The organism is Enterobacter cloacae complex sp. 302F9 (assembly GCF_050030335.1).
In the GTDB taxonomy this organism is placed as follows: domain Bacteria; phylum Pseudomonadota; class Gammaproteobacteria; order Enterobacterales; family Enterobacteriaceae; genus Enterobacter; species Enterobacter hormaechei_C.
In genome coordinates this window covers 2,459,128-2,483,568 of sequence record NZ_JBLGUC010000001.1, presented here as the reverse complement: position 1 = coordinate 2,483,568, position 24,441 = coordinate 2,459,128, and the positions used below count along the sequence as shown (strand labels likewise).

General features: G+C 57.2%; 18 protein-coding genes and 1 pseudogene. 11 read left to right on the top strand and 8 right to left on the bottom strand.

The window, feature by feature from the left end; genetic code table 11:
- Nucleotides 1–20: 20 nt before the first annotated feature.
- Genes ACQG0T_RS12045 through ACQG0T_RS12035 form a run of 3 tightly spaced genes read right to left on the bottom strand, consistent with a single transcriptional unit; the run spans nt 21 to nt 6,515 of the window.
- A complete protein-coding gene (locus tag ACQG0T_RS12045; RefSeq protein WP_271040271.1) occupies nt 21–2,195 on the bottom strand; it encodes a virulence factor SrfC family protein in 2,175 nt (724 codons plus the stop codon).
- Entirely contained in the window at nt 2,192–5,173 is a 2,982-nt protein-coding gene (locus tag ACQG0T_RS12040) for a virulence factor SrfB (protein WP_271040270.1), read from the bottom strand. Before ACQG0T_RS12040 ends, ACQG0T_RS12045 begins: the two co-directional genes overlap by 4 nt.
- Nucleotides 5,174–5,177: 4 nt before the next feature.
- The gene (locus tag ACQG0T_RS12035; protein WP_045911775.1) at nt 5,178–6,515 is read right to left on the bottom strand and encodes an SrfA family protein; all 1,338 of its coding nucleotides are present in this window, start codon (nt 6,513–6,515) and stop codon (nt 5,178–5,180) included.
- Nucleotides 6,516–6,797: 282 nt separating this feature from the next.
- On the opposite strand from ACQG0T_RS12035, the gene ACQG0T_RS12030 reads away from it, so the two are divergent.
- Together ACQG0T_RS12030 and ACQG0T_RS12025 are read left to right on the top strand one after the other, a co-directional pair.
- A complete protein-coding gene (locus ACQG0T_RS12030; protein WP_271040269.1) occupies nt 6,798–8,396 on the top strand; it encodes an ABC transporter substrate-binding protein in 1,599 nt (532 codons plus the stop codon).
- Between the two features lie 101 nt (nt 8,397–8,497).
- Nucleotides 8,498–8,731, top strand: coding sequence for a YdcY family protein (locus ACQG0T_RS12025; protein ID WP_017382275.1), 234 nt, complete (start codon nt 8,498–8,500; stop codon nt 8,729–8,731).
- A 3-nt stretch (nt 8,732–8,734) separates the two neighbouring features.
- On the opposite strand, the gene ACQG0T_RS12020 is transcribed toward ACQG0T_RS12025, so the two are convergent.
- Both ACQG0T_RS12020 and ACQG0T_RS12015 read right to left on the bottom strand, forming a co-directional pair.
- The gene (locus tag ACQG0T_RS12020; protein WP_032103594.1) at nt 8,735–9,184 is read right to left on the bottom strand and encodes a DMT family transporter; all 450 of its coding nucleotides are present in this window, start codon (nt 9,182–9,184) and stop codon (nt 8,735–8,737) included.
- Nucleotides 9,181–9,699 (bottom strand): GNAT family N-acetyltransferase, encoded by a 519-nt coding sequence (locus ACQG0T_RS12015; protein ID WP_015570449.1) that lies wholly within the window; start codon nt 9,697–9,699, stop codon nt 9,181–9,183. The genes ACQG0T_RS12020 and ACQG0T_RS12015 overlap by 4 nt, the downstream gene beginning before the upstream one ends.
- A 148-nt stretch (nt 9,700–9,847) precedes the next feature.
- Between ACQG0T_RS12015 and ACQG0T_RS12010 the strand changes: the two genes are divergently transcribed.
- The 3 genes from ACQG0T_RS12010 (at nt 9,848) to ACQG0T_RS12000 (ending at nt 12,452) form a co-directional block, all read left to right on the top strand.
- Entirely contained in the window at nt 9,848–10,423 is a 576-nt protein-coding gene (locus ACQG0T_RS12010; RefSeq protein WP_017382277.1) for a helix-turn-helix domain-containing protein, read from the top strand.
- 66 nt (nt 10,424–10,489) lie between these two features.
- Nucleotides 10,490–11,524: an NADP-dependent oxidoreductase gene (locus ACQG0T_RS12005; protein ID WP_032103593.1), complete on the top strand. Its 1,035-nt coding sequence runs from the start codon at nt 10,490–10,492 to the stop codon at nt 11,522–11,524.
- A 259-nt stretch (nt 11,525–11,783) separates the two neighbouring features.
- Nucleotides 11,784–12,452 carry a GntR family transcriptional regulator gene (locus ACQG0T_RS12000; protein WP_003856981.1) on the top strand — a complete coding sequence of 223 codons (669 nt, stop codon included), beginning with the start codon at nt 11,784–11,786 and terminating at the stop codon, nt 12,450–12,452.
- Between the two features lie 122 nt (nt 12,453–12,574).
- Here ACQG0T_RS12000 and pqqU read toward each other — a convergent pair whose 3' ends face one another.
- Nucleotides 12,575–14,692, bottom strand: coding sequence for a TonB-dependent receptor PqqU (gene pqqU, locus ACQG0T_RS11995; protein ID WP_017382279.1), 2,118 nt, complete (start codon nt 14,690–14,692; stop codon nt 12,575–12,577).
- A gap of 246 nt (nt 14,693–14,938) precedes the next feature.
- Here pqqU and ACQG0T_RS11990 point away from each other — a divergent pair, with 246 nt between their 5' ends.
- Nucleotides 14,939–16,000, top strand: coding sequence for a YncE family protein (locus tag ACQG0T_RS11990; RefSeq protein WP_017382280.1), 1,062 nt, complete (start codon nt 14,939–14,941; stop codon nt 15,998–16,000).
- Between the two features lie 92 nt (nt 16,001–16,092).
- Here ACQG0T_RS11990 and ansP read toward each other — a convergent pair whose 3' ends face one another.
- A complete protein-coding gene (ansP, locus tag ACQG0T_RS11985; protein WP_032103591.1) occupies nt 16,093–17,589 on the bottom strand; it encodes an L-asparagine permease in 1,497 nt (498 codons plus the stop codon).
- 327 nt (nt 17,590–17,916) lie between these two features.
- Nucleotides 17,917–18,807: a LysR family transcriptional regulator gene (locus tag ACQG0T_RS11980; protein WP_015570455.1), complete on the bottom strand. Its 891-nt coding sequence runs from the start codon at nt 18,805–18,807 to the stop codon at nt 17,917–17,919.
- Nucleotides 18,808–18,919: 112 nt separating this feature from the next.
- Between ACQG0T_RS11980 and ACQG0T_RS11975 the strand changes: the two genes are divergently transcribed.
- From ACQG0T_RS11975 to ACQG0T_RS11955, 5 genes and pseudogenes are all read left to right on the top strand, one after another.
- Nucleotides 18,920–19,318, top strand: coding sequence for a (R)-mandelonitrile lyase (locus tag ACQG0T_RS11975; protein WP_015570456.1), 399 nt, complete (start codon nt 18,920–18,922; stop codon nt 19,316–19,318).
- Nucleotides 19,319–19,389: 71 nt separating this feature from the next.
- Nucleotides 19,390–19,929, top strand: a complete 540-nt coding sequence (locus ACQG0T_RS11970; RefSeq protein WP_017382283.1) for a shikimate kinase — start codon at nt 19,390–19,392, stop codon at nt 19,927–19,929.
- A gap of 109 nt (nt 19,930–20,038) precedes the next feature.
- Entirely contained in the window at nt 20,039–21,040 is a 1,002-nt protein-coding gene (locus tag ACQG0T_RS11965; RefSeq protein WP_017693372.1) for an MsnO8 family LLM class oxidoreductase, read from the top strand.
- Nucleotides 21,037–22,158 carry an amidohydrolase gene (locus ACQG0T_RS11960; RefSeq protein ID WP_017382285.1) on the top strand — a complete coding sequence of 374 codons (1,122 nt, stop codon included), beginning with the start codon at nt 21,037–21,039 and terminating at the stop codon, nt 22,156–22,158. Before ACQG0T_RS11965 ends, ACQG0T_RS11960 begins: the two co-directional genes overlap by 4 nt.
- 16 nt (nt 22,159–22,174) lie before the next feature.
- Nucleotides 22,175–24,438: pseudogene (locus ACQG0T_RS11955) on the top strand (NtaA/DmoA family FMN-dependent monooxygenase).
- Nucleotides 24,439–24,441: the final 3 nt, after the last annotated feature.

The following is a 24,441-nucleotide window of genomic DNA, read 5'->3' as shown; positions in this document are numbered from 1 at the left end:
ATTGCTGCGGGCTGCAATGATTAAGACAGCAAGGCAGACAAGGCTTTCCGCGCAGCAGGCTGAACGTCATACGGGCACTGATAATCCACGTTCTCAATCGCGCGGGTGTAGAGCGCAACCAGCCAGTCATAAACATAGGCTGTCGCCGCGTGGACAGGCTGCTCGCCAAGCCGGGTAAGACGGGGTGAAGCGCTGCTCACAACGGGCGTCACAAAAATTGGCTGACCTTTGCGGATCCGGCTTGCAGGCCGTTCAGCGACGGGCGTCAGTTCATAGCCAAGCCAGCTAATGAAATTGCCTGTCGCGGCATGCAGCTGCGCGGCGCTGCTTTTATCTTTTTCTGCAATGCGTTGCAGTTGCAGCGGCAGATCCAGCCGGTAGCTGGTAACGATCAGCACATCCGCAATCTGCTGTAATACCTCTGCGTCCAGGCCCAGACGGGCAGCCGCCGCGTCGTTGCGACTCCACTGACGAAGATGGTTAACCCACACGTTATGGGCCAGCCGCGCCTTATCCTTGGTCTGCAACGCGCCTGGATTTTCCTGCGTCTCTTCCGCAAACAGATCGATAACATCGTTAAACAGGCCGTTGACCTGTTCCTCACGAGGCTGGTGAACGGTCAGCAGCGTCTCAAACGCGTTTAACGGCGGCAGAAGCCCCTCAAGCAATTCACCATGACGAGCGGCACTGCCTTGCAGCTTTCGGACCATTTTTTCGGCCTGTGCCCGCCCTGCGCCTGGTTCCTGGGTGAGAGGGGCGACATATGGGCGCATCAGCGTCGACAGTGACTCTTGTAACAGCCTTTTCAGCGCGCGGAGACGCTTCTGGCGCTGTGCCGGCAGGGTAGCCTGCGACAGCCACTCAATCACCCGCTGCATGCTGTGGGTATCGAGCGCCTGAAGCGTGCCCCAGCGCAGACCCGGCTGGCCCAGCAATTGCTGCACCGCTTCGTCCAGATTCTGCTTTGTGGTAAACCGCGCATCATGAGGGGTAATGGCCCAGACCAGCCCCGGCAATGCGGATTCTTCAACCGGCTGAGTCTCTTTGACCCAGTTTTGCAGGAGCCTTGCCGTTTTCGCGGTCTGCTGGTGGTGCGCCGTCGCATTGCAGATAACCAGGACATCCGGCTGAATGTGCTGACGATAATGCTCCAGCAACCACAGGCATTTTGCCTGCATCATCAGCGGCGTGTTTTCCTCAGAAATGGCAGGGATATCAATGACGTCAACGTTATCCAGCACGCAGTTCTCAACGGGCAGCACCACTTCGCGGGTCAGAGATGCCAGTACATCGACGGGCAGGCTAATGGCGTTAAGCAGCTCGCCGTTTTTTACCGGATGAAGCAGTGTTTCCTGTGCTTCCGGCAGGGTAAACGCCCCGTGCGTAAGGAAGCCTTCGCAGGGCAGACCAAAGCTGTCCACCAGCAGACTCAACGGCGCCGCAAGCGCGCTGGCATGGCTGGTTTGATGCAGCACCTGGGCGAATTTAAGCCACTGCTGGGTTAACTCCTGCTGCTCACCCCACAGCAGAGACCAGACGCTGGCGCGGGTGCTGAGATCAAGTGACGGAACCAGCAGGGCAAACTGGTGCCACAGGGCATCATCAATATGCTGCTTAGCGCCGGGTACTACGCTTTGCCAGAACCGGGCAATGGTCGCGACTTCCCGTGCCGTCATTCCCGGCACGCTCTGCGGTTGACGCAGTGCCCGCCACTTCTCAAGCCGGGCTTCAATCACCAATTTATCCACCGCGCGGATCTGCGGATCCAGCGTGGTGCGCGCGATGAACAGCTGCACCAGCTCGGCCTCCGTTACCAGGCGCAGGCGTAAGGGAAACGCGTCGTCTGCGACCTCGCGGGACGCTCTGCTGAAACGCACGGCCATGTTGGTCGGTGCATGCCCGGGGTTAATATGCGAGAAGTAATCAAACGTGCGTTGACCCGGCGTAACGTTCAGCCGTTCGTCCCCGCTGCCGCAAAGTGCAGCCAGCAGGTGCGCTTTCGCGGCCTGCGAGTGGCCATATAAGCCGATACTGCCCTGGCTGACAAGGGCGCGATCGAGCGCCTCTTCACGCGCGCTTACTGCGTTAAGGCGGGCAAGCAGGGCGTCGGCTTCGTTATCCAGCATCGGGGCGTGCTGTCGCGTCTCGTTGATCCACCCGATTAAGGCCTGAGTGGTGGCAGTCGTCGCAGTCATTTGAGGTATACGCTCCCGCTGTCGATCCAGTAGTGGCTGCCGCTGTGTCGGCGATCGGCCAGAGTATTCAGTTTAAAGGTCAGGGCATTCGGCGGCACTGGCGTGCCGTCCTGTAGCCAGGCATCACTCAGCTCGAAAGATTCCGGGCCTTCCTGCTTAGTGCCGCCACGCAGCTTCAGGCGCACGTTCAGTACGCCGTCGCCCGCAATGGCTTTCGCCAGTTCGGCTGAGTTGATGCTCAGGGTATAGAGCGGCGTCGCGGGCCAGCGGGCATTGGCCAGCTGCCGGAAGCCGAGCGTAACGTTGCCGCGCAGCGGGAAGTGCAGACGGGCGTCCAGTTTCGCGCCGGGTTTATCGAGGTCGATATCGTGATACCAGACGTTCTCGTCCCGCAGGGTATTGATCGTGTTATCCAGCACGCCCAGATAGCGCACCGTAGAGTACGCGCCGATATCCGCTGCTTTAAAGTTAAAGCGCGGCAGACGAAGATCCAGCGCCAGGCTACAGAGCATCGCTCCCACCGCAGCGGTGGATTTCGGGTTGCCGATCCGTCCCTGCTGGCTGAACGGATACCATTCATGAACCTGGTATTTATCCAGCCAGACGATGCGGTTGACGGGCACCGGTTGTAGGTGGCGAATCAAGGCCTGAACGCCTGGCAGACAGCCCGGCCGTCCCGTGATCAGCAGGATATCGCAGCTGTAATGAGAGATCGCCTCACATACCGCATGAAGCGGGGCGGCAAGCGTGAACTGACCCGCCAGCATGGCGTCCCGCATCTCCCGGAAGCTGACGTGCAGCGGTACGCTGAACAGATCAAAGTGTTCTGAGCCGGCAGGCAACGCATGGTCGATCGCCTGCTGGAGATAATTCATCACGTTGCGCGTCGGTTTTTGCGCAAGCAGATCGCCAAAGGTGGCATGCAGCCCGGCCAGCGGATCGTCAATATCGCTCGATTCCCACGCCGCCAGGATCGCGTGACCGATCGGCATAAAGAGCTGAAGCGCCGTCTGCTGGCGCAGGATCGCCTGAGTATCGATCCGCCCGGAGTCGCCGAACAGGGATGCCATCAGCTGGGAGGCATCGGCTATGCCGGATTTCTGAAGCTGGGTTTGCAGGGCGGGCAGAACGTAACGCTGGATCACGTCCAGCAGCGTATCATCGCCAGCTACCTTGAACCCTTCGCGGAACAGCAACTGCGGGGTGATTTTGACGTTATTCCCGGAACCATCATCTAACTGATAGTGCGTGATAGCCATATCCGTCGTGCCGCCGCCGATATCAATCGAGGCCACGCGCAGCGCACGCCCCGGCTGGACGCCAGGCTCAGGTGTGCGATCCGGACGGGCGAGGGAGGCGAAAAAGGCCTCGGTCTGGCCACCGAAATGGGAAATGGCTTCGTTATACAGCCACACCAGCTGGCCGCAGCTGGCCTCGTCCCACTCCATCTGGATCTCAGGGACCGGCACCACGCTTTTTTCCTGCTGTTTGCGGCTGGCAAAATCTTCATCCTGCGGGTGCCAGCCCATCGCTTTCCAGACGATGGCGATGGCTTCGAACATGCGGCGACGGAAAATCTCGCGCTCCTGTTTCGGCATTGCCGACGGCAGGGTGAGGATCAGCGTCCGCAGCTGGCGCGGAGAGGCCGGGAAGCCGAGCCGCAGGCGGGTGGCCACGCTGTTAATCTGGCCAAGCGCCTGAGCCAGCAGCTCGCAGAGCATGTGCGTCATCAGGGTGCTGCGGCTGTACTGCGGAGAGAACACCGGCAGGCGCTCATCCTGCGGCAGCGTAAAGAGCGGTTCCCCGTCGTCGTTCATCAGGTTCATTAGCGGAAACGCAGTTGCCAGCGGTTCGCGCTGGGTTTTGCTGTTCATCTGGCTAAAGCGCCAGTCCTGCACCACCGGCGTCTCGTCCCACAGATAGCGACGTGGGCTGGAGATGCCGCTGTTGCCTTCCGTGCCCAGACGCTGCATCGCCAGCTTACGCGCTTCATCACCCACGCGGACAATCGACGGCCAGACGAACGCATCCTCCCGGCCGCTTTCCACGGAGAAGTGCTGTTTGCCAAAACGCGCTTCAGAAAACTCAAGTCGGCTGGTAAACAGCGGCTCATTCAGGAACTGCGGCTCACTCAGAGATCGTACCTGAAGTTCAGCCGTCTGACGCAGGCCGTCGTTGGCATCACCATGATCTTCAATAATCACGCCGCAGGTATGGGTGTTGCCTACGTCAAGGATCAAATCGACAGGAATAGCAGGGGTGCTCAGGGTATGGGTGACAAACTTCACTTCCGGCACGGTGAGTTGTTCACCGAGCATGGAGAGCAGGTTGAGCCAGTGCGCCTGATATTCAAAGCTGCGCATGGCCTGATGCAGCTCGCGCTCGGAGCGTTTTTCAACCCCGTCGGCAAACTGCGTGAAGGCTTCGCGCAGCCAGCCGTCAATCCAGGTCTGGTCGAGGAAACTCTCAACCTCACTGTCGCGCCAGGCGAGCGCGAAACGCGTGCCGTTCAGGATATCGTTTTCAACCGGCGACAGGGCAGACGTCGCATGCTCTGCAATCTGGCTGTCGAGCGCGACGGTGACCCGGTGCGTATTGCCAGCTGCGTCGGGCGTGGAAAGCTTTCGTACCTGGACGCGCGCCCAGTTATCCGGGCCTTCAACAAACGTCCGCGGCGGGTTAAAGCGCAGGAAAGGGATCGGCAGCCAGACGCCGTCCAGCACGGTCAGGGAGTCATGCAGTGGAATGGTGCTTTCAGGCTTGACCACTTCCGGCTGCCCGCCATCGGTGGCAGGGAGCGTGTACCGGCCGTTAACCAGGTCAAAATCCAGACGCAGCAGCGGGCCATTTGCCGTTTTACGCACGAAACGCCCGTTGCTGGCGGTGTCCTGCGGAGTCAGGCCAAAATCGAGAAACTGCACGCCGCTGTTAGCAATCAGCGTCACGCTCTGTTTATAGTCGCAAAGATTAACCAGCATAGGATCAAACACCTGCTTTCTTGAACGTCAAAGGAACGACGGTGTTGGCATCGTAACGTGCGGTGCATTCCGCCACATCGCTGGCACCTGCCTTACAGGTCACTTCCGGCATCGGATAGCGTGAACCGTCGGTGCAACGCGCGTTTCCGCGCGTTTTGATCAACAGCTCGCCGTTGCTGTGTAATCCGGAAAAGACGTCTACCCGGCAGACAATGTTGTCGCCATGCACGACCCGGGCAAAACCTTTATTGTTCTGGATCTGGTAGCGCAGCGACGGCGGTTTGCCGGTGAGCGGATCCTGCACATCGAGAAACGCGCGCCAGGTGCCGTTCAGGAAGCGCGTTAACCCCGCTTTGACCTGGTTTGCCTCCATCACCATCGCATCTTTCGGTATCGCGGTAATGACCACCGGTTCGGCTGCCGGGGCAGGCGTTTTCACCTTCGGCTCTACCACTTCGGCCTGGTGCAGCGGGAGTTTCAGTTCAAGCGGCTCAACCGTCTTTATGGGGGCCGGAGCAATGGCGACGGGTACTGGCGCTGGTGTGGCAACAGGCGCTGCGATCGGGGCCTGTTTTGGCCAGAGCAGCGGGGTGGCGATGGCTGCAATAATGACGGCGGCAACCGGCAGCAACCACAGGGGGGAGCGACGTTTTTTCTGTATGGCCGCCGGTGCGGGCTCTGGCGGCGCGGCGTTCATGCGCACCGGCTCTGGCGTATACAGTTCATCGTCGGTGATACGGACTGTAGTCACAGGCGTGATAAGCGGCGCGTCGGCCTGCTCAAAGGTCACCACCGGGGCCGGTTCTGGCTCCGGTTCAGGTTCTGGCTCGTTAATCACCACTGGCTCAGGTTCAGGGACCAACGATTCGCGCAGGCAGTCCAGCACGTCGTCGCGCGCGTTTTCGTTAAGGTTGACGAAACCCCAGAAGCAGATCACCGGTTTGCCATCCACCAGGAAAACAAAGTTTTCACCGGGAAACTGAAAGGCTTTTGAGAGCAGAGAGCCAAACAGTTGCTGCGCCGTTTTCGGTGACTGAAGGCATTTTTTACTCAGCGACTCCACGCTGGTGAGCGTGTTTTCCAGATAGCGCAGGGCGCGATAACGATCATCTTCATCCGCCGCCTTCCAGCTGGAGACGGTTCCCTCAACCGGGGAGTACCAGTCAACGCGATCGCCGCCGTCGTTGACCTGGGGGATGGCCAGGCAATCAACGATAGCCTGTTGTTTGCGCAACCGAAGCGCTTCGCGGATTTGCAGCGCTGATTCAAAAACGGCCTGTCCGCCGCCGCCAACGGCCTGAAAATCATCCAGATTACCGCTGCGTAAAAGTGTTTTTGCCACGATTTGGTCCTGTAGACTTTTTCACGCCATTACTTTAGCGAATCAGGTAAGCAAGCAAACGGCTGAGGAGACGGCAAAAGGGACGATTTCTTGCGGCATTGATCGTGACGGTTGTGCTTGACGAATAATGGACCTTAAGGCAAATCGGTTTCTGCGGGCTGATGCTAAAACCAGCGAAATGTACGGCTTTAGAATAACCTGATAGTGATTCGTTATTTGTCAGGCCAAAACGTCTGTGCTGTTATTACTGTTCACTATAATAAAACCGAAAGGGTAATAACCATGTCTACAGGGAAAACTGTGCTCGCCCTCGCGCTGAGCGCGCTGCTACCGGCAAGCGCCGCATGGGCGGCAAACAAAGACACCATTATCTACTGCTCCGAGGCGTCGCCGGAGTCGTTTAACCCGCAGATCGCCAGCTCTGGGCCCTCATTTGTCGCCAGCTCGCAAACGCTGTATAACCGTCTGATTAACTTCGACCCGGTAAAAAACACGCCGGTGCCTTCTCTGGCCGAGTCGTGGACCATTTCGCCAGACGGCAAAACATACACGTTTACCCTGCGTAAAGGGGTAAAGTTCAACAGCAATAAATACTTCAAACCGACCCGTGATTTTAACGCTGATGACGTTATTTTCTCCGTTATGCGTCAGAAAGACCCTAAGCATCCCTATCACAATGTTTCCCAGGGTAATTACGAATACTTTAATGACGTGGGCCTCGACAAGCTCATTCAGGATGTGAAAAAGATCGACGATTATCACGTTCAGTTCACGCTGAGTGAACCCAACGCGGCGTTCCTGGCCGACTGGGGAATGGACTTCGCCTCGATCCTCTCTGCCGAGTACGCGGACGCGATGCTGAAAAAGGGTACGCCTGAAAATGTGGATACCTGGCCAATCGGCACCGGCCCGTATGTGCTTCAGCAGTACAAGGTGGATTCGCTGATCCGCTACGTCGCCAATCCGAACTACTGGGAGGGAGAGGTGCCGACCAAACACCTGATCTTCTCCATCACGCCAAATGTTGAGACGCGTCTGGCTAAGCTGCAAACGAACGAGTGTCAGATCATTCCTGCGCCGTCGCCGGTGCAGTTTGAAGCGATCAAGAAAAACAAAGACCTGACCCTGCACTCGGTGGATGCGCTGAACGTGGGGTACCTAGCGTTCAACACGGAGAAAAAACCGTTTGATAACGTGCTGGTGCGCCAGGCTCTGAATTACGCAACGGACAAAAAGGCCATTGTTAACGCGGTCTTTATGGGGTCTGGTACGGTCGCTAAATCGCCGATCCCGCCGAACATGCTCGGCTTTAACAAAGACCTGAAGGATTACGGCTACGATCCGGAAAAAGCGAAAGCGCTGCTGAAGCAGGCGGGTCTGGATAAGGGCGCGGAAGTGACCCTCTGGTCCATGCCGGTTCAGCGTCCGTACAACCCGAACTCGCGACGCATTGCGGAGATGATCCAGGCTGACTGGGCGAAAGTGGGCGTGAAGGCGAAAATCGTCTCATACGAGTGGGGGGAATATCTCTCCGGCATGCGTAAAGCCGAGCATGATTCCGCGCTGTTCGGCTGGATGTCTGATAACGGCGATCCGGACAACTTCGCCGATGTGCTGCTGGGTTGTAACAGCATCAAAACCGGATCTAACGCCGCGCGCTGGTGTGATAAGGGGTATGATGAGCTGGTGCAAAAGGCCAAACTGACCAGCAACCCGGACGAACGTGCGAAGCTGTATGGCCAGGCACAGGAGATTTTCTACCAGCAGGCACCGTGGATTGCGTTAGCTAACGGCAAAACGTTCTACGCGACCCGCAGCAACGTGACCGGGTACAGCGTGAGTCTGATGGGCAGTGACTTCTCGAAAGCGAAGCTGAACTGATCGTATTCTTGCAGGGTGGCGGCTATGCCTTACCCGGCCTACAGTTACCACCCGTAGGCCCGGTAAGCGTAGCGCCACCGGGCACGTGAAAAGGAGTGACAATGTCACATTTAAACGATGTTATCGCCCGCGTCGATGCCGCCATCGAAGAGAGCATAATTACCCACATGAACGAACTGCTGATCGAATTAAGCGACGATGCAGAGCTCAGCCGTGAAGATCGCTATACCCAGCAGCAGCGCCTGCGTACCGCGATTGCGCATCATGGTAAGCAGCATAAAGAAGAGGCGGAGGCGCGCCATGCCCACCTCACGCAGGGTGGGACTATCCTGTAAGGGTTAAAACTGGCGCCGTGCCACCAGCCAGGCGCCGACCACCAGCATCGCTGCGCCGCAGACCGGGCCAACCAGCGCCCTCAGGGGGACACCGTTGCTCTTGAGGATGTCCATCACCAGGCCGCCAATCAGCTGGCTTGCTACCAGCACGGCAATGGTCGTTGCCGCGCCCACATTTTGATACCCGCTAATACTGGCAAAGACAAAAAATGACCCCAGCAGGCCGGGGATCAACGTCCACCAGCGCACCGTCGACGCCAGTTCGCTAAACCCCGCCAGGCCATTTTTCACCAGCAAAATGCTGACAAACAGCACAATCCCCACCAGCGAGTTCAGCAGCATGGCGATAAGAATGGTGGAAGAGGATTGCGTAATGCGCACCATCAGGGTGTTTTGTACCACCAGCCCAATCCCGGCGGCCACCAGAAACGCTAACGTCAACGATTGATTCATGGCAGAGCATCCGGATCGCTGCGCTCATCGAGCTGGAGTTGCATAAAGGTTAAATCCAGCCAGCGACCGAATTTGGTTCCCACCTGCGGCATATTACCGGTGGTAACAAAGCCCAGGGTTTCGTGCAGATGAATCGACGCCTGGTTCTGCGCCTCGATACCGGCAACCATCACATGTTTACCAATCTGGCGGGCTTCCTTGATTAATTCCGTCATCAGCAGCCGACCGATGCCTTTGCCCTGATGATCGGGATGAACGTAAACCGAGTGCTCCACCGTATGGCGAAAACCGTCGAACGCTCGCCAGTCGCCAAATGAGGCGTATCCCGTCACAACACCTTCTTCTTCACTGACCAGCACCGGATAACCCAACAGCGTGCGCGCCTCAAACCATGCAATACGGTTATCGGTGTCGACAGTTGTATCGTTCCAGATGGCGGCGGTGTGCAGCACCGCATGGTTATAAATTTCACCGATAGCGGCACAATCTTCTTTGCAGGCATGACGAACGATCATGGTTAACCTCTGGCTGTGTTGTTTACTATAGTAGTACGATTCACTCACAATATTACACAGTTCTTGTGTTGCATCGCTACGACAAAATCCCTATTTTTTTGTCACCAAACTGCCCCGAAAAACCATCCGTACACTATAGTATGACGTCATGAACACAATGACAGACAATATGAATCAACGCATTAGCGCCCGCATACGCCTTGAACGCGAGTCGCGGGGCTGGTCATTAAGCGAACTGGCCGAACGGGCAGGTATTTCACGCGCCATGATCCATAAGATTGAACGGGGGGACAGTAGCCCAACGGCGACGCTGCTTGCCCGGTTATCCGGTGCCTTCGGTATTAGCATGTCTACGCTCATTGCGCGCGCGGAAATGCAGGAGGGCAAACTGTTACGTCTGGCGAACCAGCCCGTCTGGCGCGATCCGCAAACCCACTATTTACGTCGTCATGTGTCGCCGCGCAGCGATATGCCTATTGACCTCGTCCAGGTGGAACTGCCCGCGGGCAGCGATGTGCCGATGCCCGCCTCCTCTTATGCGCTGGCGCGACAGCTGATTTGGTTGCAGGCAGGTGAACTGGTCTTTCTGGAGGGGGACACCCGCCATGAAATGAAGGCCGGAGATTGTCTGGAACTCGGGCCGCCGAACGACTGCCGGTTTATTAACGAAACGGATGAGTCGTGCCTTTATCTGGTCGTGCGGCTTAATCAGTCCGGCTCATAATGCAAAGGCGATCCGCAGGATAACGTGCCAGACTTGAATGACATTTTCAGCTGTAAGGAGCGATGAATGAGTCAATCAACTACGCAAAACCGACGCTGGGTACTGGCTTCCCGTCCACACGGCGCACCGGTTGCCGAAAATTTCCGCCTGGAAGAGCAGCCGATCCCCACGCCCGCAGAGGGGCAGGTGTTATTACGCACCGTATGGCTCTCGCTTGATCCGTACATGCGGGGCCGTATGAGCGATGCCCCATCCTATTCACCTCCTGTCGAGATTGGCGCGGTGATGGTGGGCGGCACGGTAAGCCGCGTCGAGACCTCCCGCCATCCGGATTATAAAGAGGGTGAGTGGGTTCTGGGCTACAGCGGCTGGCAGGAGTATGAACTTTCCGACGGGAAAGGGCTGGTCAGGCTGGGCGAAAACCCGTCGCACCCTTCATGGGCACTCGGCGTGCTGGGAATGCCGGGCTTCACCGCGTATATGGGGCTGCTTGATATCGGCCAGCCTCAGGCGGGGGAAACGCTTGTCGTGGCGGCAGCCACGGGGCCGGTCGGCGCAACGGTGGGGCAGATCGGTAAAATCAAGGGGTGCCGGGTTATCGGCGTGGCCGGCGGGGAGGAGAAATGCCGCCATGCGGTCGACGTGCTCGGTTTCGACGCCTGTCTGGATCACCATGCGGATGATTTTTCCGAACAGCTGGCGAAAGCCTGCCCGCAGGGCATTGACGTGTATTATGAAAACGTCGGCGGTAAAGTCTTTGACGCCGTGCTGCCGCTCCTGAATACCTCCGCGCGCGTACCTGTTTGCGGACTGGTCAGCGGCTACAACGCGACCAACCTGCCGGATGGTCCGGATCGCTTGCCGCTGCTGATGGGGACCATCCTCAAAAAACGCATCCGCATGCAGGGCTTTATCATCGCTCAGGACTATGGTCATCGTATCGACGAGTTCCAGCAGGAAATGGGACGCTGGGTGAAGGAAGGCAAAATTCACTATCGCGAGCAGGTCACCGAAGGGCTGGACGCGGCGCCGGAGGCGCTGATTGGGCTGCTGGAAGGGAAAAACTTCGGCAAGGTCGTAATCCGCGTGGCGGCGGACTAAACAGAGCATCGGTTATGGCGGGCAAAGTCCGCCATAATTATTTGTGAAGATACGATATATTGTCTTTAATTAATCCATGAGCATTGCGCGCCATCGGCCCAGCTGAGCCAGAAGTGGTAAACGTAATATTAATTGAACAATTTTTATTTTAACGCGCGCCCTTCATACCAGGCATGACGATACAGGATATATCAAACCGGCGATGTTTTTTTAAACAGTCGCTGAAAATGGCATTTTGTTTTGGCTACGGGAATTAAACATGCTTGATTTGGAAAACCTGGAAAAAGCACAAAGAATCAGTCTGACGATGCAAGTTGAGAACAGTTTAAAGGGAGCGTTAATTACGGGCTCATTAAAACCTGGGGCTCGACTCATCACGAAAGAGATTGCGGATAAATTAGGCACCAGCATCACACCGGTGCGCGAAGCCCTGCTGCGCCTGGTGTCGGCAGGCGCATTACAGGCCACGCCTGCTCAGGCGTTTTTGGTGCCAGAGGTTACGCTGGAGCGTTATAACGAAATTAACGCCATTCGAAAACAGCTTGAGCCGATGGCCGTTGCGGCGGCGTGTCAGAATATGACCGAGACCAAACTGGATGCATTACGCGCGCTGTCAGATAACTTCAGCACCGCCATGCATCAGGGCGACGTGCAGAAGGCGATCCATGCCAACCGCGTGTTCCGGTTTACGCTTTATCAGTATGCCGAAATGCCGACCCTGAACTCGCTGATTGAGCAGCTCTGGGTACGGATTGGTCCGTGTATCAACTACCTGCACGAAGAGATGAAAGATATCCCTGCAACGACTTACCATTATGCCGATCTGCTTTCTGCGCTTGAGCAAAGGGACGTGACGGCCAGTCGGGAAGCGATCGACCGAGCCATTGATGAAGCTAATATCCTCCTGCAACGGCAATACTACAGTTAAGGATCGCACTGGCGCACTTATTTTTTTATTCGTTTTAAACTTCCCTGAGTATATTCCCGGCGCTTAAGGCTACCGGGAATGATGTTATTTTTTACCGGCAACGTGCGCTGCCGGAAAATGTTTTACTCAAAGCGATAAGAGACCGACAGGCCCACGCCATAGTTACGGCCAGGGGCGGGTTCGTAATAGCGATTGTAGCCAGCGTTAACAATCTCTGAACCGACGTACTCTTTATCAAACAGGTTATCGACGCGACCAAAGATGTCCATTCCCCATTTGCCGTAATTGAGTTTATACCCGGTATTCAGACCGACCACGGTATAAGAGGGCGCTTTGGCGGTATTGGTGTCGTTTGCCATCACGTCGCTCATGTAGCGGGCATCTGCCCCCGCGTACCAGCCTTCCTCAGGCTCCCAGCCAAACGACGCATACCCCATGTTACGGGCAATCCCCGGCATCCGGTTGCCGCTACAGTCTGCATTGCTACAGACGTTGGTACGGTAGGTCGCATCAAGATAGGTCCACGCCATTTTCAGCTTCCAGTTTTCGGCAAACTGCTGGTCGAGCGCAATTTCCACACCCTGACGGCGCGTTTTCCCCGCATTTTTGTAGGTAGTGCGACCATCTTTGTTTTCGTCCACCACGATCTCGTTGTCGGTATCCGTGCGGAACAGCGCCGCCGTCAGGATGCCATTGCCGATGCGGGTTTTGCTGCCAATCTCATAGGTGTTGTTGGTTGACGGTTGCAGATTAATATTGAGGCCGCCTTTGCCATCAGAACGGTAGGAGAGTTCGTTGATGGTCGGGGTCTCAAATCCCCGTCCCGCTGCGGCATACAGGTTCCAGGCGTCGGTCACGGCGTATTTCACCGCACCAGCCGGGAGCCATTTATGGTAGCTGGCGTCACCGCTGTCATCGCCGTTTTGCGGGGTAATGTAATGATCGTTGGAGTCAAACCAGACGGAGCTGTAACGCACGCCCGCCTCAACGGACAGCTTTTGCGTGAGCTGCCACTGAGTTTGCAGGTAGGGATCAAGGTTCCACATCAGGTTACGTTCGTCACGGCGTTTGTTACCCTTCACGCCAAAATCCGGCACGCCGTTGTTCATCACGAAGTTTTCATACCCGCGGCGATTTTCACTCATATTTTCGTAGTTAAGGCCGGTGGTAAACGTTACCGGCACCAGCAGCTCGCCGCGGTGGGTCCAGCGGGTATCAATACCCTGATAGTGGCGCTGCATATCAATTACGCCGCCCGAATGCGCAGGATTTTCAGTCTGCGTGGTATCCGGAATGGACTGGTACTGGGTCATTTCACGCTCACCGGCGTACATCATCACGCTGAGGTCGTCCTGTTCGCTCAGCTGGCGGTCGTAGCGGATCCCGGCCTGGGTCTGCTTAATGGTTTTACGCGTATTGTACTGATCGCCACGGGGTGACTGGCGCGGGTTGTTCTGCCACTCCTGATAACTCAGTCCGCCCGGATCGTTGGCTTTCATGTCCACGCTGTTAAAAATCAGCGTTAGCTTGCTGACATCATCAATGCGCACGCCCAGTTTCGCGTTGGCGAGGTTTTTCCGTGCGCCGCTGTGGTCACGATAGCCATGTGTGGTGAAACGGGTGGTGGATACCGCATAGTCCACATCCCCCGCCTGAGTCCCGTCGCCCACCGCACCGGTGGCCTTCATGCCGTAACGCCAGGTGCCGTAGCTGCCGTAATAGCTGCTGGCTTCAATTGTGGCTGGCTGTTGTCCGGTCTGGGTGTTGATGTTGATCACGCCGCCGGAGGCATTGCCGTACAGGGCAGAGAAGGGGCCGCGCAGCACGTCGACGCTCTCAATGCTGTTGAGGTCAATGTTTGACGTCTGCCCCTGGCCGTCGGGCATGGTTGCCGGAATGCCGTCCACGTACATGCGGATCCCGCGTACGCCGAAGGTCGAACGCGCGCCGAATCCGCGAACGGAAAGTTGCAGATCCTGAGCATAGTTCTGGCGGTTCTGGATTTGCAGGCCGGGTACGCTCCCAAGGGATTCAGAAAGGTTGATGCGCGGTGTGGCATGTCGCATATCCTCGCCGCTCACCACGCTGACTGCGGCCGGGGTGTCCAGTTCGGAGACGGTTTGCGGCGTGGCGCTGACGATCAGGGTCTGTTCATCCGCGGCCATCGCACTCAGCGGGCCAAAAATGACGGGAACGAAGAGCAGTGGTAGTGATGCCTTACGGGCAGTAATAATTTTCATGGAGTAAACCGGTTAAGAAAAATTCGAACCAAATCAACTGGAACCTGTGTATATATGTTAAATCCTTTGTAAATGTTATGAAAACTATAACCGCACATTTCGTGAATGTAAGGTTTTGAAGGAAAGAAATACTCCACATTCAACTCATTAATGATTACTATTCTCATTAAAATAACGGCAAAGCGATGACTTTGCCCACCGGAAGTGATGTCAGCGGTAAATCTCCTCATTTAAAAAGGAATTGTTATGTCTTTACGTCATCTGTGCTCGCCGCGCCTGCGTGGGTCTCTGCTGTTGGGCTCTTTACTGTTTGCCGGTACGTTCCAGGTTCATGCCGCTGAAGAGATGCTGCGCAAAGCGGTCGGCAAGGGCGCGTATGAAATGGCCGTCAGCCAGCAGGAAAACGCGCTGTGGGTTGCGACGTCACAAAGCCGCAAAACCGATAAGGGCGGCGTGGTCTATCGTCTGGATCCGGTCACGCTGGAAGTGACGCAGGCGATTCATAACGATCTCAAGCCGTTTGGCGCCACGATCGATAACGCCACCCAGACGCTGTGGTTCGGTAACACCGTCAACAGCGCCGTGACGGCGATTGACGCCAAAACGAGCGAGGTGAAAGGGCGCCTGGTGCTGGACGATCGCAAGCGTAGCGACACGGTGAAGCCGCTTCAGCCGCGCCAGCTGGTGGCCGATGACACGACCAATACGGTGTACATTACCGGTATCGGCAAGGAGAGCGTGATCTGGGTTGTTGATGGCGCAACGCTGAAGCTGAAGGACACCATCACCAACACCGGCACGTTCAGCACCGGTCTGGCCCTGGATGCGAAGGCAAAACGCCTGTATACCACCAATGCGGACGGCGAGCTGGTGACCATTGATACGGCAACCAACAAAATCCTCAGTCGTAAAAAAGTGCAGGATGACGGAAAAGAGCACTTCTACCTGAACCTGAGCCTGGACACTGCCGGCCAGCGTGCGTTTGTGACGGATTCAAAACAGCCAGAAGTGCTGGTGGTGAATCTGAAAGATGGCAGCGTGATGCAGAAAATCGCCGCGCCAGCATCGCTGGCCGTACTGTTTAACCCGGCGCGTAACGAAGCCTATGTGACGCACCGCGAGGCGGGCAAGGTGAGCGTGATTGACGCCAAAACCTACAAAGTGACCAGGACCTACGATACCCCGGTTTACCCGAACAGCCTGGCGCTGTCTGCGGACGGTAAAACGCTGTACGTAACGGTGAAACAGAAATCAACCCGTCAGCAGGAAGCGACCCAGCCTGACGATGTGATTCGTATCGCGCTGTGATGGTGGAATTGCCCGGTGGCGCTGCGCTTACCGGGCCTACAAAACCATGAGATGTAGGCCGGGTAAGGCGAAGCCGCCACCCGGCTTTTTTATTAACGCGAGGTTTCTTCTACCAGCGGTGCGTCGTGCTTTTCATCGTCGTGATGAAGCGGCGCGGTGCTGTGGATCTCGTGAACGCGCTTACGCACGCCGAACCAGCCAGCAATCAGCAGAACCGCCAGCAGTGGGATCGTCGCGATGGTGTAAGTACCGTTCGGGTAGTCAAACGCCATCAGTACCAGCACGCTGAACAGGAACAGCAGGGTGAGCCAGGAGGTCACCGGTGCGCCCGGCATCTTGAAGCACACATCAGCCGCTTTGCCTTCTTTGATCGCTTTGCGCAGACGCATCTGGCAGACCACAATAAAGGCCCAGGAGGCGATAATCCCCAGTGCAGCCACGTTCAGAACGATCTCAAATACGCGGGACGGCACCAGATAGTTCAGGAACACGCCAAAGACGTAAACCACCAGCGTGGCCAGAATCCCCGCATAAGGAACCTGCTGCCTGCTCATCTTCGACATAAACTTCGGCGCAGAGCCTCCCATCGACATGGAGCGCAGGATACGGCCCGTCGAATAGAGCCCGGAGTTCAGGCTGGAGAGCGCGGCGGTCAGTACCACGATGTTCATGATGCTGCCCACGTACGGCACGCCCAGCTTAGAGAAGAAGGTCACAAACGGGCTTTGCCCCGCCTGGTATGCATTCCACGGCAGCAGCAGCACCAGCAGCACCACGGAACCCACATAGAACAGACCGATACGCCAGATCACGCTGTTGATGGCTTTTGGCACCATCGTCTGCGGATCTTTACATTCGCCTGCCGCCGTACCGACCAGTTCGATGGAGGCAAAGGCGAACACCACCCCCTGCACCAGAACCAGCGCTGGCAGCAGGCCGTGCGGGAAGAAACCACCGTTATCGGTAATCAGGTGGAAGCCGGTTGCGTTACCGTCCAGTGGTTTACCGGTACCGAGGAATACGGTTCCGACCACCAGGAAGATCACAATGGCCAGCACCTTCACCAGTGCGAACCAGAACTCCATCTCGGCGAACCATTTCACGCCGATCATGTTCATGGTCCCGACAATTGCCAGCGCCCCAAGGGCGAACACCCACTGCGGCACATCGCCAAACGCGCCCCAGTAGTGCATGTACAGCGCAACGGCGGTGATATCGACGATACCGGTCATCGCCCAGTTAACGAAGTACATCCAGCCCGCGACATACGCGGCTTTTTCACCAAGAAACTCGCGGGCGTAAGAGACAAAGCTGCCGCTGGAAGGGCGGTGGAGTACCAGTTCGCCGAGGGCGCGAAGGATGAAGAAAGAGAAGATCCCGCACATCAGATAGACCAGGGCGAGAGCGGGGCCAGCCATTTGCAGACGTGAGCCTGCACCTAAAAACAGACCTGTACCGATAGCGCCGCCGATGGCGATCATCTGCACCTGACGGTTGCCCATCGCCTTGTGATAGCCCTCTTCATGAGAGTTCAACCAGCGACGTTTCGCAGCATGATGATCGGCTGCGCTTTTATTGCTTGTTTTCATTGAGTTACCTGTTTGCCTGTCTGAACCATTAACGTGATAGTCCTGCCTGGCAGAAGCCGAAACAAACGATTGCTTCTGCGCAGACACATGCCGCCTTTCCAGTCATTCTGTGTATGGATAAGGCAAAACATGGCGAGGCATCCTACCCGCAATTGTTAAGTGACGCAAAATATAACCGTGTCGAAAGTGATGCTCGTCGAAGGAAATCGTGTGGTCAGAGCAGACGGCGATCACAACGCGCTGAATCGTGACGTTTTTTTAGGCAAAAAGGTCTGCGAATGCTGATTTAATCATCAGGTTTACTTAATAGTTACTTATAGGTAGAGCTTATGAATGCCGCAGGGCTGCAATAAGTAATGCAAACGCGGTAGTGTGCTGGCGGCGGCTCGGATAGTACAGATGGTATCCCGTAAAAGCCGGGCACCAGGCTTCAAGCACACGCACTAACCGGCTCTCAGCAAGGGCGTCCTGAACCGCATCTTCCGGGACGTACGCCAGCCCCAGACCGTTTTCGGCGGCATCGATGCGTTGCGGCAGGCTGTTGAGGATCAGCTGGCCGTCAACCCGCACGCGCAGCTCACGTCCGTCCCGTTCAAATTCCCAGGCATATAATCCGCCGCGTGTGGGCAGGCGCATATTAATGCAGCGGTGCTGATCAAGCTGCTCCGGCGTTTCCGGTACGCCGAAACGTTGCAAATACTCTGCCGACCCGACGACCGCCATGCGCATGTCCGGCGCAATACGAACGGCAATCATATCTTTCGCCACCTGCTCACCCAGACGCACCCCCGCGTCAAAGCGGCCATCGACAATATCAGTCAGCCCATTGTCCACCGTGACTTCAACGTTGATATCAGGATACTGCGCCATAAAGGGTTTAAGCACAGGCCACAGCACCGCAGACATGGCGTGCTCCCCGGCGGTAAGGCGAATATTCCCGGCAGGTCTGTCGCGGGTATCACGCAGCGCGGTGAGTTCCTGCTCGATCTCCAGCAGATGGGGGCTTAAGCGCATGAAGAGTTGCTCGCCGGCCTCGGTAGGGGCCACGCTACGGGTGGTGCGGGTTAACAGACGGACTTCCAGCCTCGTTTCCAGATTGCGCATTGCGTGGCTGAGCGCCGACTGAGATACCCCAAGCTGCGCCGCGGCGCGGGTAAAGCTGCGCTCCCGGGCGACGACCATAAAGGAAAGCAGATCGTTGAAGTTGTCTTTTAACATGACGGTTTACTCGATTTATGAATTGAATTCATGGTTCCTTTCTGATTATGCACTCTAATGCTCCCCATGGCTTTACGCTACTGTTAACGCAACAGCAAACGAGGAGTTAATCATGAAAATTATCCGTAGCGGTTCGTTACCTTCCGTTCAGGGGCCAGAGGCCTGGTTTACCGGCTGCGTGCGCATTGACGCGCCTTTCCAGGCGACTGAACCGGCAAAAGTCGGCGGCGCGACCGTCACCTTTGAACCCGGCGCACGTACCGCCTGGCATACGCATCCTCTTGGACAAACGCTGATCGTGACGCAGGGGCGCGGCTGGTTACAGGAGTGGGGGAAAGAGGCGGAACCGCTGAATCAGGGTGATATCGCCTGGATCCCACCCGGCGTGAAGCACTGGCACGGCGCAAGTGCGCAGACGGCCATGACCCATATCGCCATCGCAGAAGCCGTCGACGGGAGTCCGGTGGCATGGCTGGAGAAGGTCACCGACGAGCAGTATCCGAACGAGTAGTCTGGCGTTTCGTAAACAAATTATTAACGTTATGATTCGATCCGTTTTCTTCAGCATGTGCAGGCGGAACGGTGAAAATCAATATCATAGGCACCAGCGGAAGTGGGAAAAGCACGTTTGGCAGGCGAATCGCGGAGGCGCTGGCTATCCCTTACATTGAAATGGACAGGCTTTACTGGCGAGCGAACTGGCAGGGAACACCGGATGATGAGTTTCTTGCAACCCTGGAAAAAGCGCTCGCCGCCTCGCCTGACTGGGTCCTGGACGGGAATTACAACCGCACACGCGACGTTAAGTGGCGCGACGTCGATCTGGTGGTGTGGATAGATCGTGGGTTTATCCGCACGCTCTGGCAGGCGGTGACGCGGGCCTCCAGACGCGCCTGGCACAAACAGGAGCTCTGGCCCGGCACGGGGAACCGCGAAAGCTTTCGTCGGTCATTCCTTAGCAAGGACTCTATTATCATCTGGACGATCAAAACCTGGCGCAGCAACCGCAAACGATATGAGGAGGATATGCAAAACCCGCAGTACGCACACATTCGCTTTCTCCGCATTACCCGACGGCAGGATGCGGAAAGACTCATTGCCTCGCTTAAATCACGCCGATGACAGACTCTCTATTGCCGTTTTCCGGCAATCCAAATGTAAATTAATTGTTTCTCAGAGGTGAAATCCGCCTTTAATAATGACGACATGTTAAGTCAAACGAGAACGCAACATGTCATGGCGAATCAGCATTCTGGATAAAAGCCCCGTCGCAGAACACGAAACAGCCGCCGATGCGCTGGCGCGAACCTTAGCACTGGCGCAGCAGGCAGAAACGCTGGGTTATCACCGCTTCTGGATTGCCGAACACCACAATACCCCGCAGCTTGCCAGCCCCTCGCCGGAGCTGCTGATTGCCTGGATCCTCGGGCAAACAAAGCGCATTCGCGTGGGCTCAGGCGGCGTCATGCTGCAACATTACAGCCCCTATAAAGTCGCCGAAAATTTTAACGTACTGGCTGCCATTGCGCCGGGCCGGGTTGATCTGGGCGTTGGCAAAGCGCCCGGCGGTCTGCCGCTCTCTACCCGCGCCTTGCAGCATGGCCTTAATCCGCAGGAAAAAGGCAGCTTTGCTGAACAACTGACGCAGCTCGATCGCTGGATCCGCCCTGAAAATCAGTCAGCGGAGGAGGACGTTCGCGCCACGCCGCTGCCGCCGGTGCCTGCCCGGGGGTTTCTGCTGGGCGCCAGCACAGAAAGCGCGCTGCTGGCGGCCTCCCTCGACTGGCATTTTGTCTTTGCCGCCCATCTGAACGGTGATCCTGAGCTGCTGCGCGAGGTCGTCACAGCCTGGCGTCAACACAGCGTCCGGGAGGTGATTGTGGCCGTGCAGGTCATTGTTGCCCCAACCCAGGCTGAGGCCGATGCGCTGGCGCAGAAGGTTGAAGTGTGGGGCGTGGAGCTGGCAAACGGACAGCGCGTCACCGTCGCCAGCGAAGAACAGGCCTACGCCTTTGCGCGGCAGGCGGGGAGTGAACCGGTGCGCATCGCGCGTCGGGCGCAGTCTCTGCTGGCCGGAACGGCGGCGTCGGTGCTTGAACAGCTCAACGCGTTGCATCAGCAGTGGGGGATTGACGAATTTATCATCGACACGCCGGTCGCTGATGGCGCAACGCGCGTACAGTCCCTGCGACTGCTGGCCGAGGCGCGTCTTAACAGGGAGGTTACCGTATGAGCTTTAGCGAACAACTGATTGCCTGGCGCCGTGAGCTGCACCAGAACCCTGAACTCTCTGGTCAGGAGGTCGAAACAACGGCGCGCCTGCGCGAGTGGCTGACGGCAGCCGGGATTGCCCCGCTGCCTTACGATCTCCAGACCGGGCTGGTTGCGGAGATCGGCACGGGCAACGCACTGGTTGCGCTGCGCGCCGATATCGACGCGTTACCCATCGACGAGCGCAGCGGGGTGCCGTTTAGCTCCCGGCGCGCCGGGGTGATGCATGCCTGCGGACACGACATTCACACCAGCGTGATCCTCGGCGCCGCGCTAAAGCTGAAAGAGCGGGAAGCCTCGCTCAACGGTCGCGTGCGGATCCTGTTCCAGCCAGCGGAAGAGAATTTCGGCGGAGCAAAAAGCATGGTGCGGGCCGGGGCGTTACGCGACGTACGCGCGATTTTCGGGATGCATAACGAGCCGTCACTGCCGGTCGGTGAGTTTGCCACGCGCGGCGGCCCGTTCTATGCCAACGTTGATCGCTTCGTTATTCACGTGACCGGCAAAGGCGCGCATGCCGCACGTCCCCATGAAGGCAACGACGCCATCGTGCTGGCAAGCCAGCTGGTAACCGCGCTGCAAAGCGTAGCCAGCCGTAACGTCAACACGCTGGATTCGGTTGTTCTGAGCGTGACGCGCATCGCCGGGGGGAATACCTGGAACGTGCTGCCGGAAAGCGTTGAGCTGGAGGGCACGCTGCGCACGCACCGCACGGAAGTGCAGCAGAACGTGAAAGCGCGCGTCGGTGAAATCGCCGCCGGATTTGCCAGCGCCTTTAGCGCGCAAATCAACATCACCTGGTACGCCGGGCCCACCGCGCTGGTGAACGATGAGCACTGGGCCGGGTTTGCCACCTCGGTCGCGCGCGAAGCGGGATATGAAACCCGGCATGCGGAACTGCACATGGGCGGGGAGGATTTCGCGGTCTATCTGCAAAACATACCCGGCGCGTTTGTCAGCATTGGCAGCAACAGTCCGTTTGGGTTACATCACCCGGCATTTAACCCGGACGAAGCATTAATCGAACCCGCTGCCCGCTATTTTGCTCAGCTCGCGGAAAAAGCCCTGCAACACGTTTAATTAATTTGAGGTGAATATGTCTGCACATCGTCAATTGCGGCTGGGGACCATTTTGCATGGTGCATCCGGAAATATGTCTGCCTGGCGCCACCCGGCGGCGGTCGCGGATGCCAGCATTAATTTTGATTTCGTTAAAGAAACGGCTTTAAAAGCAGAAGAGGGCAAGCTCGACTTTATATTTGTGGCCGACGGCCTTTATATTAACGAGAAATCCATTCCGCATTTTTTAAACCGCTTTGAGCCGCTGACGGTGTTGTCCGCGCTGGCGAGTATCACCTCGCGCCTGGGGCTGGTCGGCACGTTATCCACCTCCTACAGCGAGCCTTTCACCGTTGCACGCCAGTTCGCCAGCCTCGATCACCTGAGCAACGGACGCGCGGGCTGGAACGTGGTGACGTCACCGCTGGAAGGGTCAGCCAGGAACTTCTCCCGCGAAAAACACCCGGAGCATGCGCTGCGCTACCGCATTGCCGATGAGTATCTCGACGTGGTGAAGGGGCTGTGGGATTCCTGGGAAGGGGATGCCTTTATCCGCAATAAAGAGAGCGGACAGTTCTTTGATGCGTCGAAACTGCATACTCTTGATCACCACGGTGATTTCTTCCAGGTTTCCGGCCCGCTGAATATTGGCCGCACGCCGCAGGGACGTCCGATTGTCTTTCAGGCTGGTGCGTCCGACGACGGTAAAAAGCTGGCGGCAAAACACGCTGACGCCATCTTTACCCACCATGACACGCGGGAAGAAGCCCAGGCTTTTTACCGCGATGTTAAACAGCAGCTGGAAAGTCACGGCCGTCGCGCAGAGGATTTACATATATTCCAGGGCGTCAGCGTGATTGTTGGAAACGACGCCGATGACGTAGAAAACCAGTATCAAACTACGGCGGCACTGGTCTCCATTAATGATGCGCTGAATTACCTCGGACGTTATTTCGAGCATCACGACTTCAGCCAGTATCCCCTCGACGCGCCGTTCCCGGATATTGGCGATTTGGGCAAAAACAGCTTCCGCAGCACCACCGATGAAATCAAGCGTAACGCCCGTGAGCGCAACTTAACTCTGCGTCAGGTCGCGCTGGAAGCCGCATCGCCGCGCCCGCGTTTTTCCGGCACACCGGAGCAGGTGGCCGATGGTTTACAGGCCTGGTTCGAAGAGAAGGCGGCGGATGGCTTCATCATTCAGGGCGGCACGCCGGACACCTTCCCGCGCTTTGTCGACCAGGTGGTGCCCGTTTTACAGGCGCGCGGCCTGTTCCGCACCGACTATCCCGGCACCACGCTGCGCGAAAGTCTGGGCTTAGACGAGCCCAAAAATCAGTTCACACAACAATAAAAGAGAAAAATGCTATGCAGAAATCATCGCTTATTCTGGCGCTTGCGCTGGCCTTTACCCCTGCCGTCTGGGCAGAGAACGTCAATATTAACGGCACCGGCGTGAGCATTGAGGCCAATAAAACGCCGATCAATACCGCCAAAAACAGCGATGCGATCGCGCAACTGCCGAAAGACTATCGTTTTGCCGTGCCGGGGAAATTTACCGTGGCGGTGGCGGGACTGAATCAACCGCCACTGACGGTCTTTTCCGACGACAACAAAACTCTGCTGGGAAGTGAGGTCGACATCGCGCGTCTGGTAGCGGACAGCCTCGGACTGGAGCTGAACGTGGTGCCCACGTCCTGGGAGGACTGGCCGTTGGGGGTTGCCTCCGGGAAATACGACGCGGCTATCAGCAACATCACCGTCACTAAAGCGCGCAAAGAGAAGTTCGACTTCGCCACCTACCGCAAGGATTCACTTGGCTTCTACGTGAAATCCACCAGTCCGATCAACTCGCTTGTGAAGGCAGAGGATATCGCCGGGCTGCGCATCATCGTGGGTTCCGGCACCAACCAGGAGGCCATCCTGCTGGCATGGAACGAAGAGAACCTCAAAAAAGGGCTTAAACCCTTTACGCCGATCTACACCAAAGACGACGCGGCCCAAACGCTGGCGCTTCAGTCCGGACGCGCGGACGCCTACTTTGGCCCGAACGTGATCGGTGCCTGGAAAGCGGCGCTTAACGGTAAAACCAAACTGGTCGGCAGCGTCGACGGCGGCTGGCCGAAGGCGGCGCATATCGCGGTGACGCTGAAAAAAGGCAGCGGCCTGGTCGAGCCGGTTCAAACCGCGCTGAACGGCGCGATCAAGAACGGAGATTACGACAAAGTGCTGAACCGCTGGGGGGAAGGCGTGGAGCGTATCCCCAGTTCCGAAGTTAACCCGGCGGGTCTGGGCGATTAAGGA

Bases quoted from the DNA above. Each gene is read 5' to 3' on its own strand.
- ACQG0T_RS12045 (WP_271040271.1), bottom strand. From the start codon at position 2,195: ATGACTGCGACGACTGCCACCACTCAGGCCTTAATCGGGTGGATCAAC.
- ACQG0T_RS11965 (WP_017693372.1), top strand. From the start codon at position 20,039: ATGTCATGGCGAATCAGCATTCTGGATAAAAGCCCCGTCGCAGAACAC.
- ACQG0T_RS12000 (WP_003856981.1), top strand. From the start codon at position 11,784: ATGCTTGATTTGGAAAACCTGGAAAAAGCACAAAGAATCAGTCTGACG.
- ACQG0T_RS11980 (WP_015570455.1), bottom strand. From the start codon at position 18,807: ATGTTAAAAGACAACTTCAACGATCTGCTTTCCTTTATGGTCGTCGCC.
- ansP (WP_032103591.1), bottom strand. From the start codon at position 17,589: ATGAAAACAAGCAATAAAAGCGCAGCCGATCATCATGCTGCGAAACGT.
- ACQG0T_RS11990 (WP_017382280.1), top strand. From the start codon at position 14,939: ATGTCTTTACGTCATCTGTGCTCGCCGCGCCTGCGTGGGTCTCTGCTG.
- pqqU (WP_017382279.1), bottom strand. From the start codon at position 14,692: ATGAAAATTATTACTGCCCGTAAGGCATCACTACCACTGCTCTTCGTT.
- ACQG0T_RS12040 (WP_271040270.1), bottom strand. From the start codon at position 5,173: ATGCTGGTTAATCTTTGCGACTATAAACAGAGCGTGACGCTGATTGCT.
- ACQG0T_RS12010 (WP_017382277.1), top strand. From the start codon at position 9,848: ATGAACACAATGACAGACAATATGAATCAACGCATTAGCGCCCGCATA.
- ACQG0T_RS11975 (WP_015570456.1), top strand. From the start codon at position 18,920: ATGAAAATTATCCGTAGCGGTTCGTTACCTTCCGTTCAGGGGCCAGAG.
- ACQG0T_RS12005 (WP_032103593.1), top strand. From the start codon at position 10,490: ATGAGTCAATCAACTACGCAAAACCGACGCTGGGTACTGGCTTCCCGT.
- ACQG0T_RS12030 (WP_271040269.1), top strand. From the start codon at position 6,798: ATGTCTACAGGGAAAACTGTGCTCGCCCTCGCGCTGAGCGCGCTGCTA.
- ACQG0T_RS12020 (WP_032103594.1), bottom strand. From the start codon at position 9,184: ATGAATCAATCGTTGACGTTAGCGTTTCTGGTGGCCGCCGGGATTGGG.
- ACQG0T_RS11960 (WP_017382285.1), top strand. From the start codon at position 21,037: ATGAGCTTTAGCGAACAACTGATTGCCTGGCGCCGTGAGCTGCACCAG.
- ACQG0T_RS12025 (WP_017382275.1), top strand. From the start codon at position 8,498: ATGTCACATTTAAACGATGTTATCGCCCGCGTCGATGCCGCCATCGAA.
- ACQG0T_RS12015 (WP_015570449.1), bottom strand. From the start codon at position 9,699: ATGATCGTTCGTCATGCCTGCAAAGAAGATTGTGCCGCTATCGGTGAA.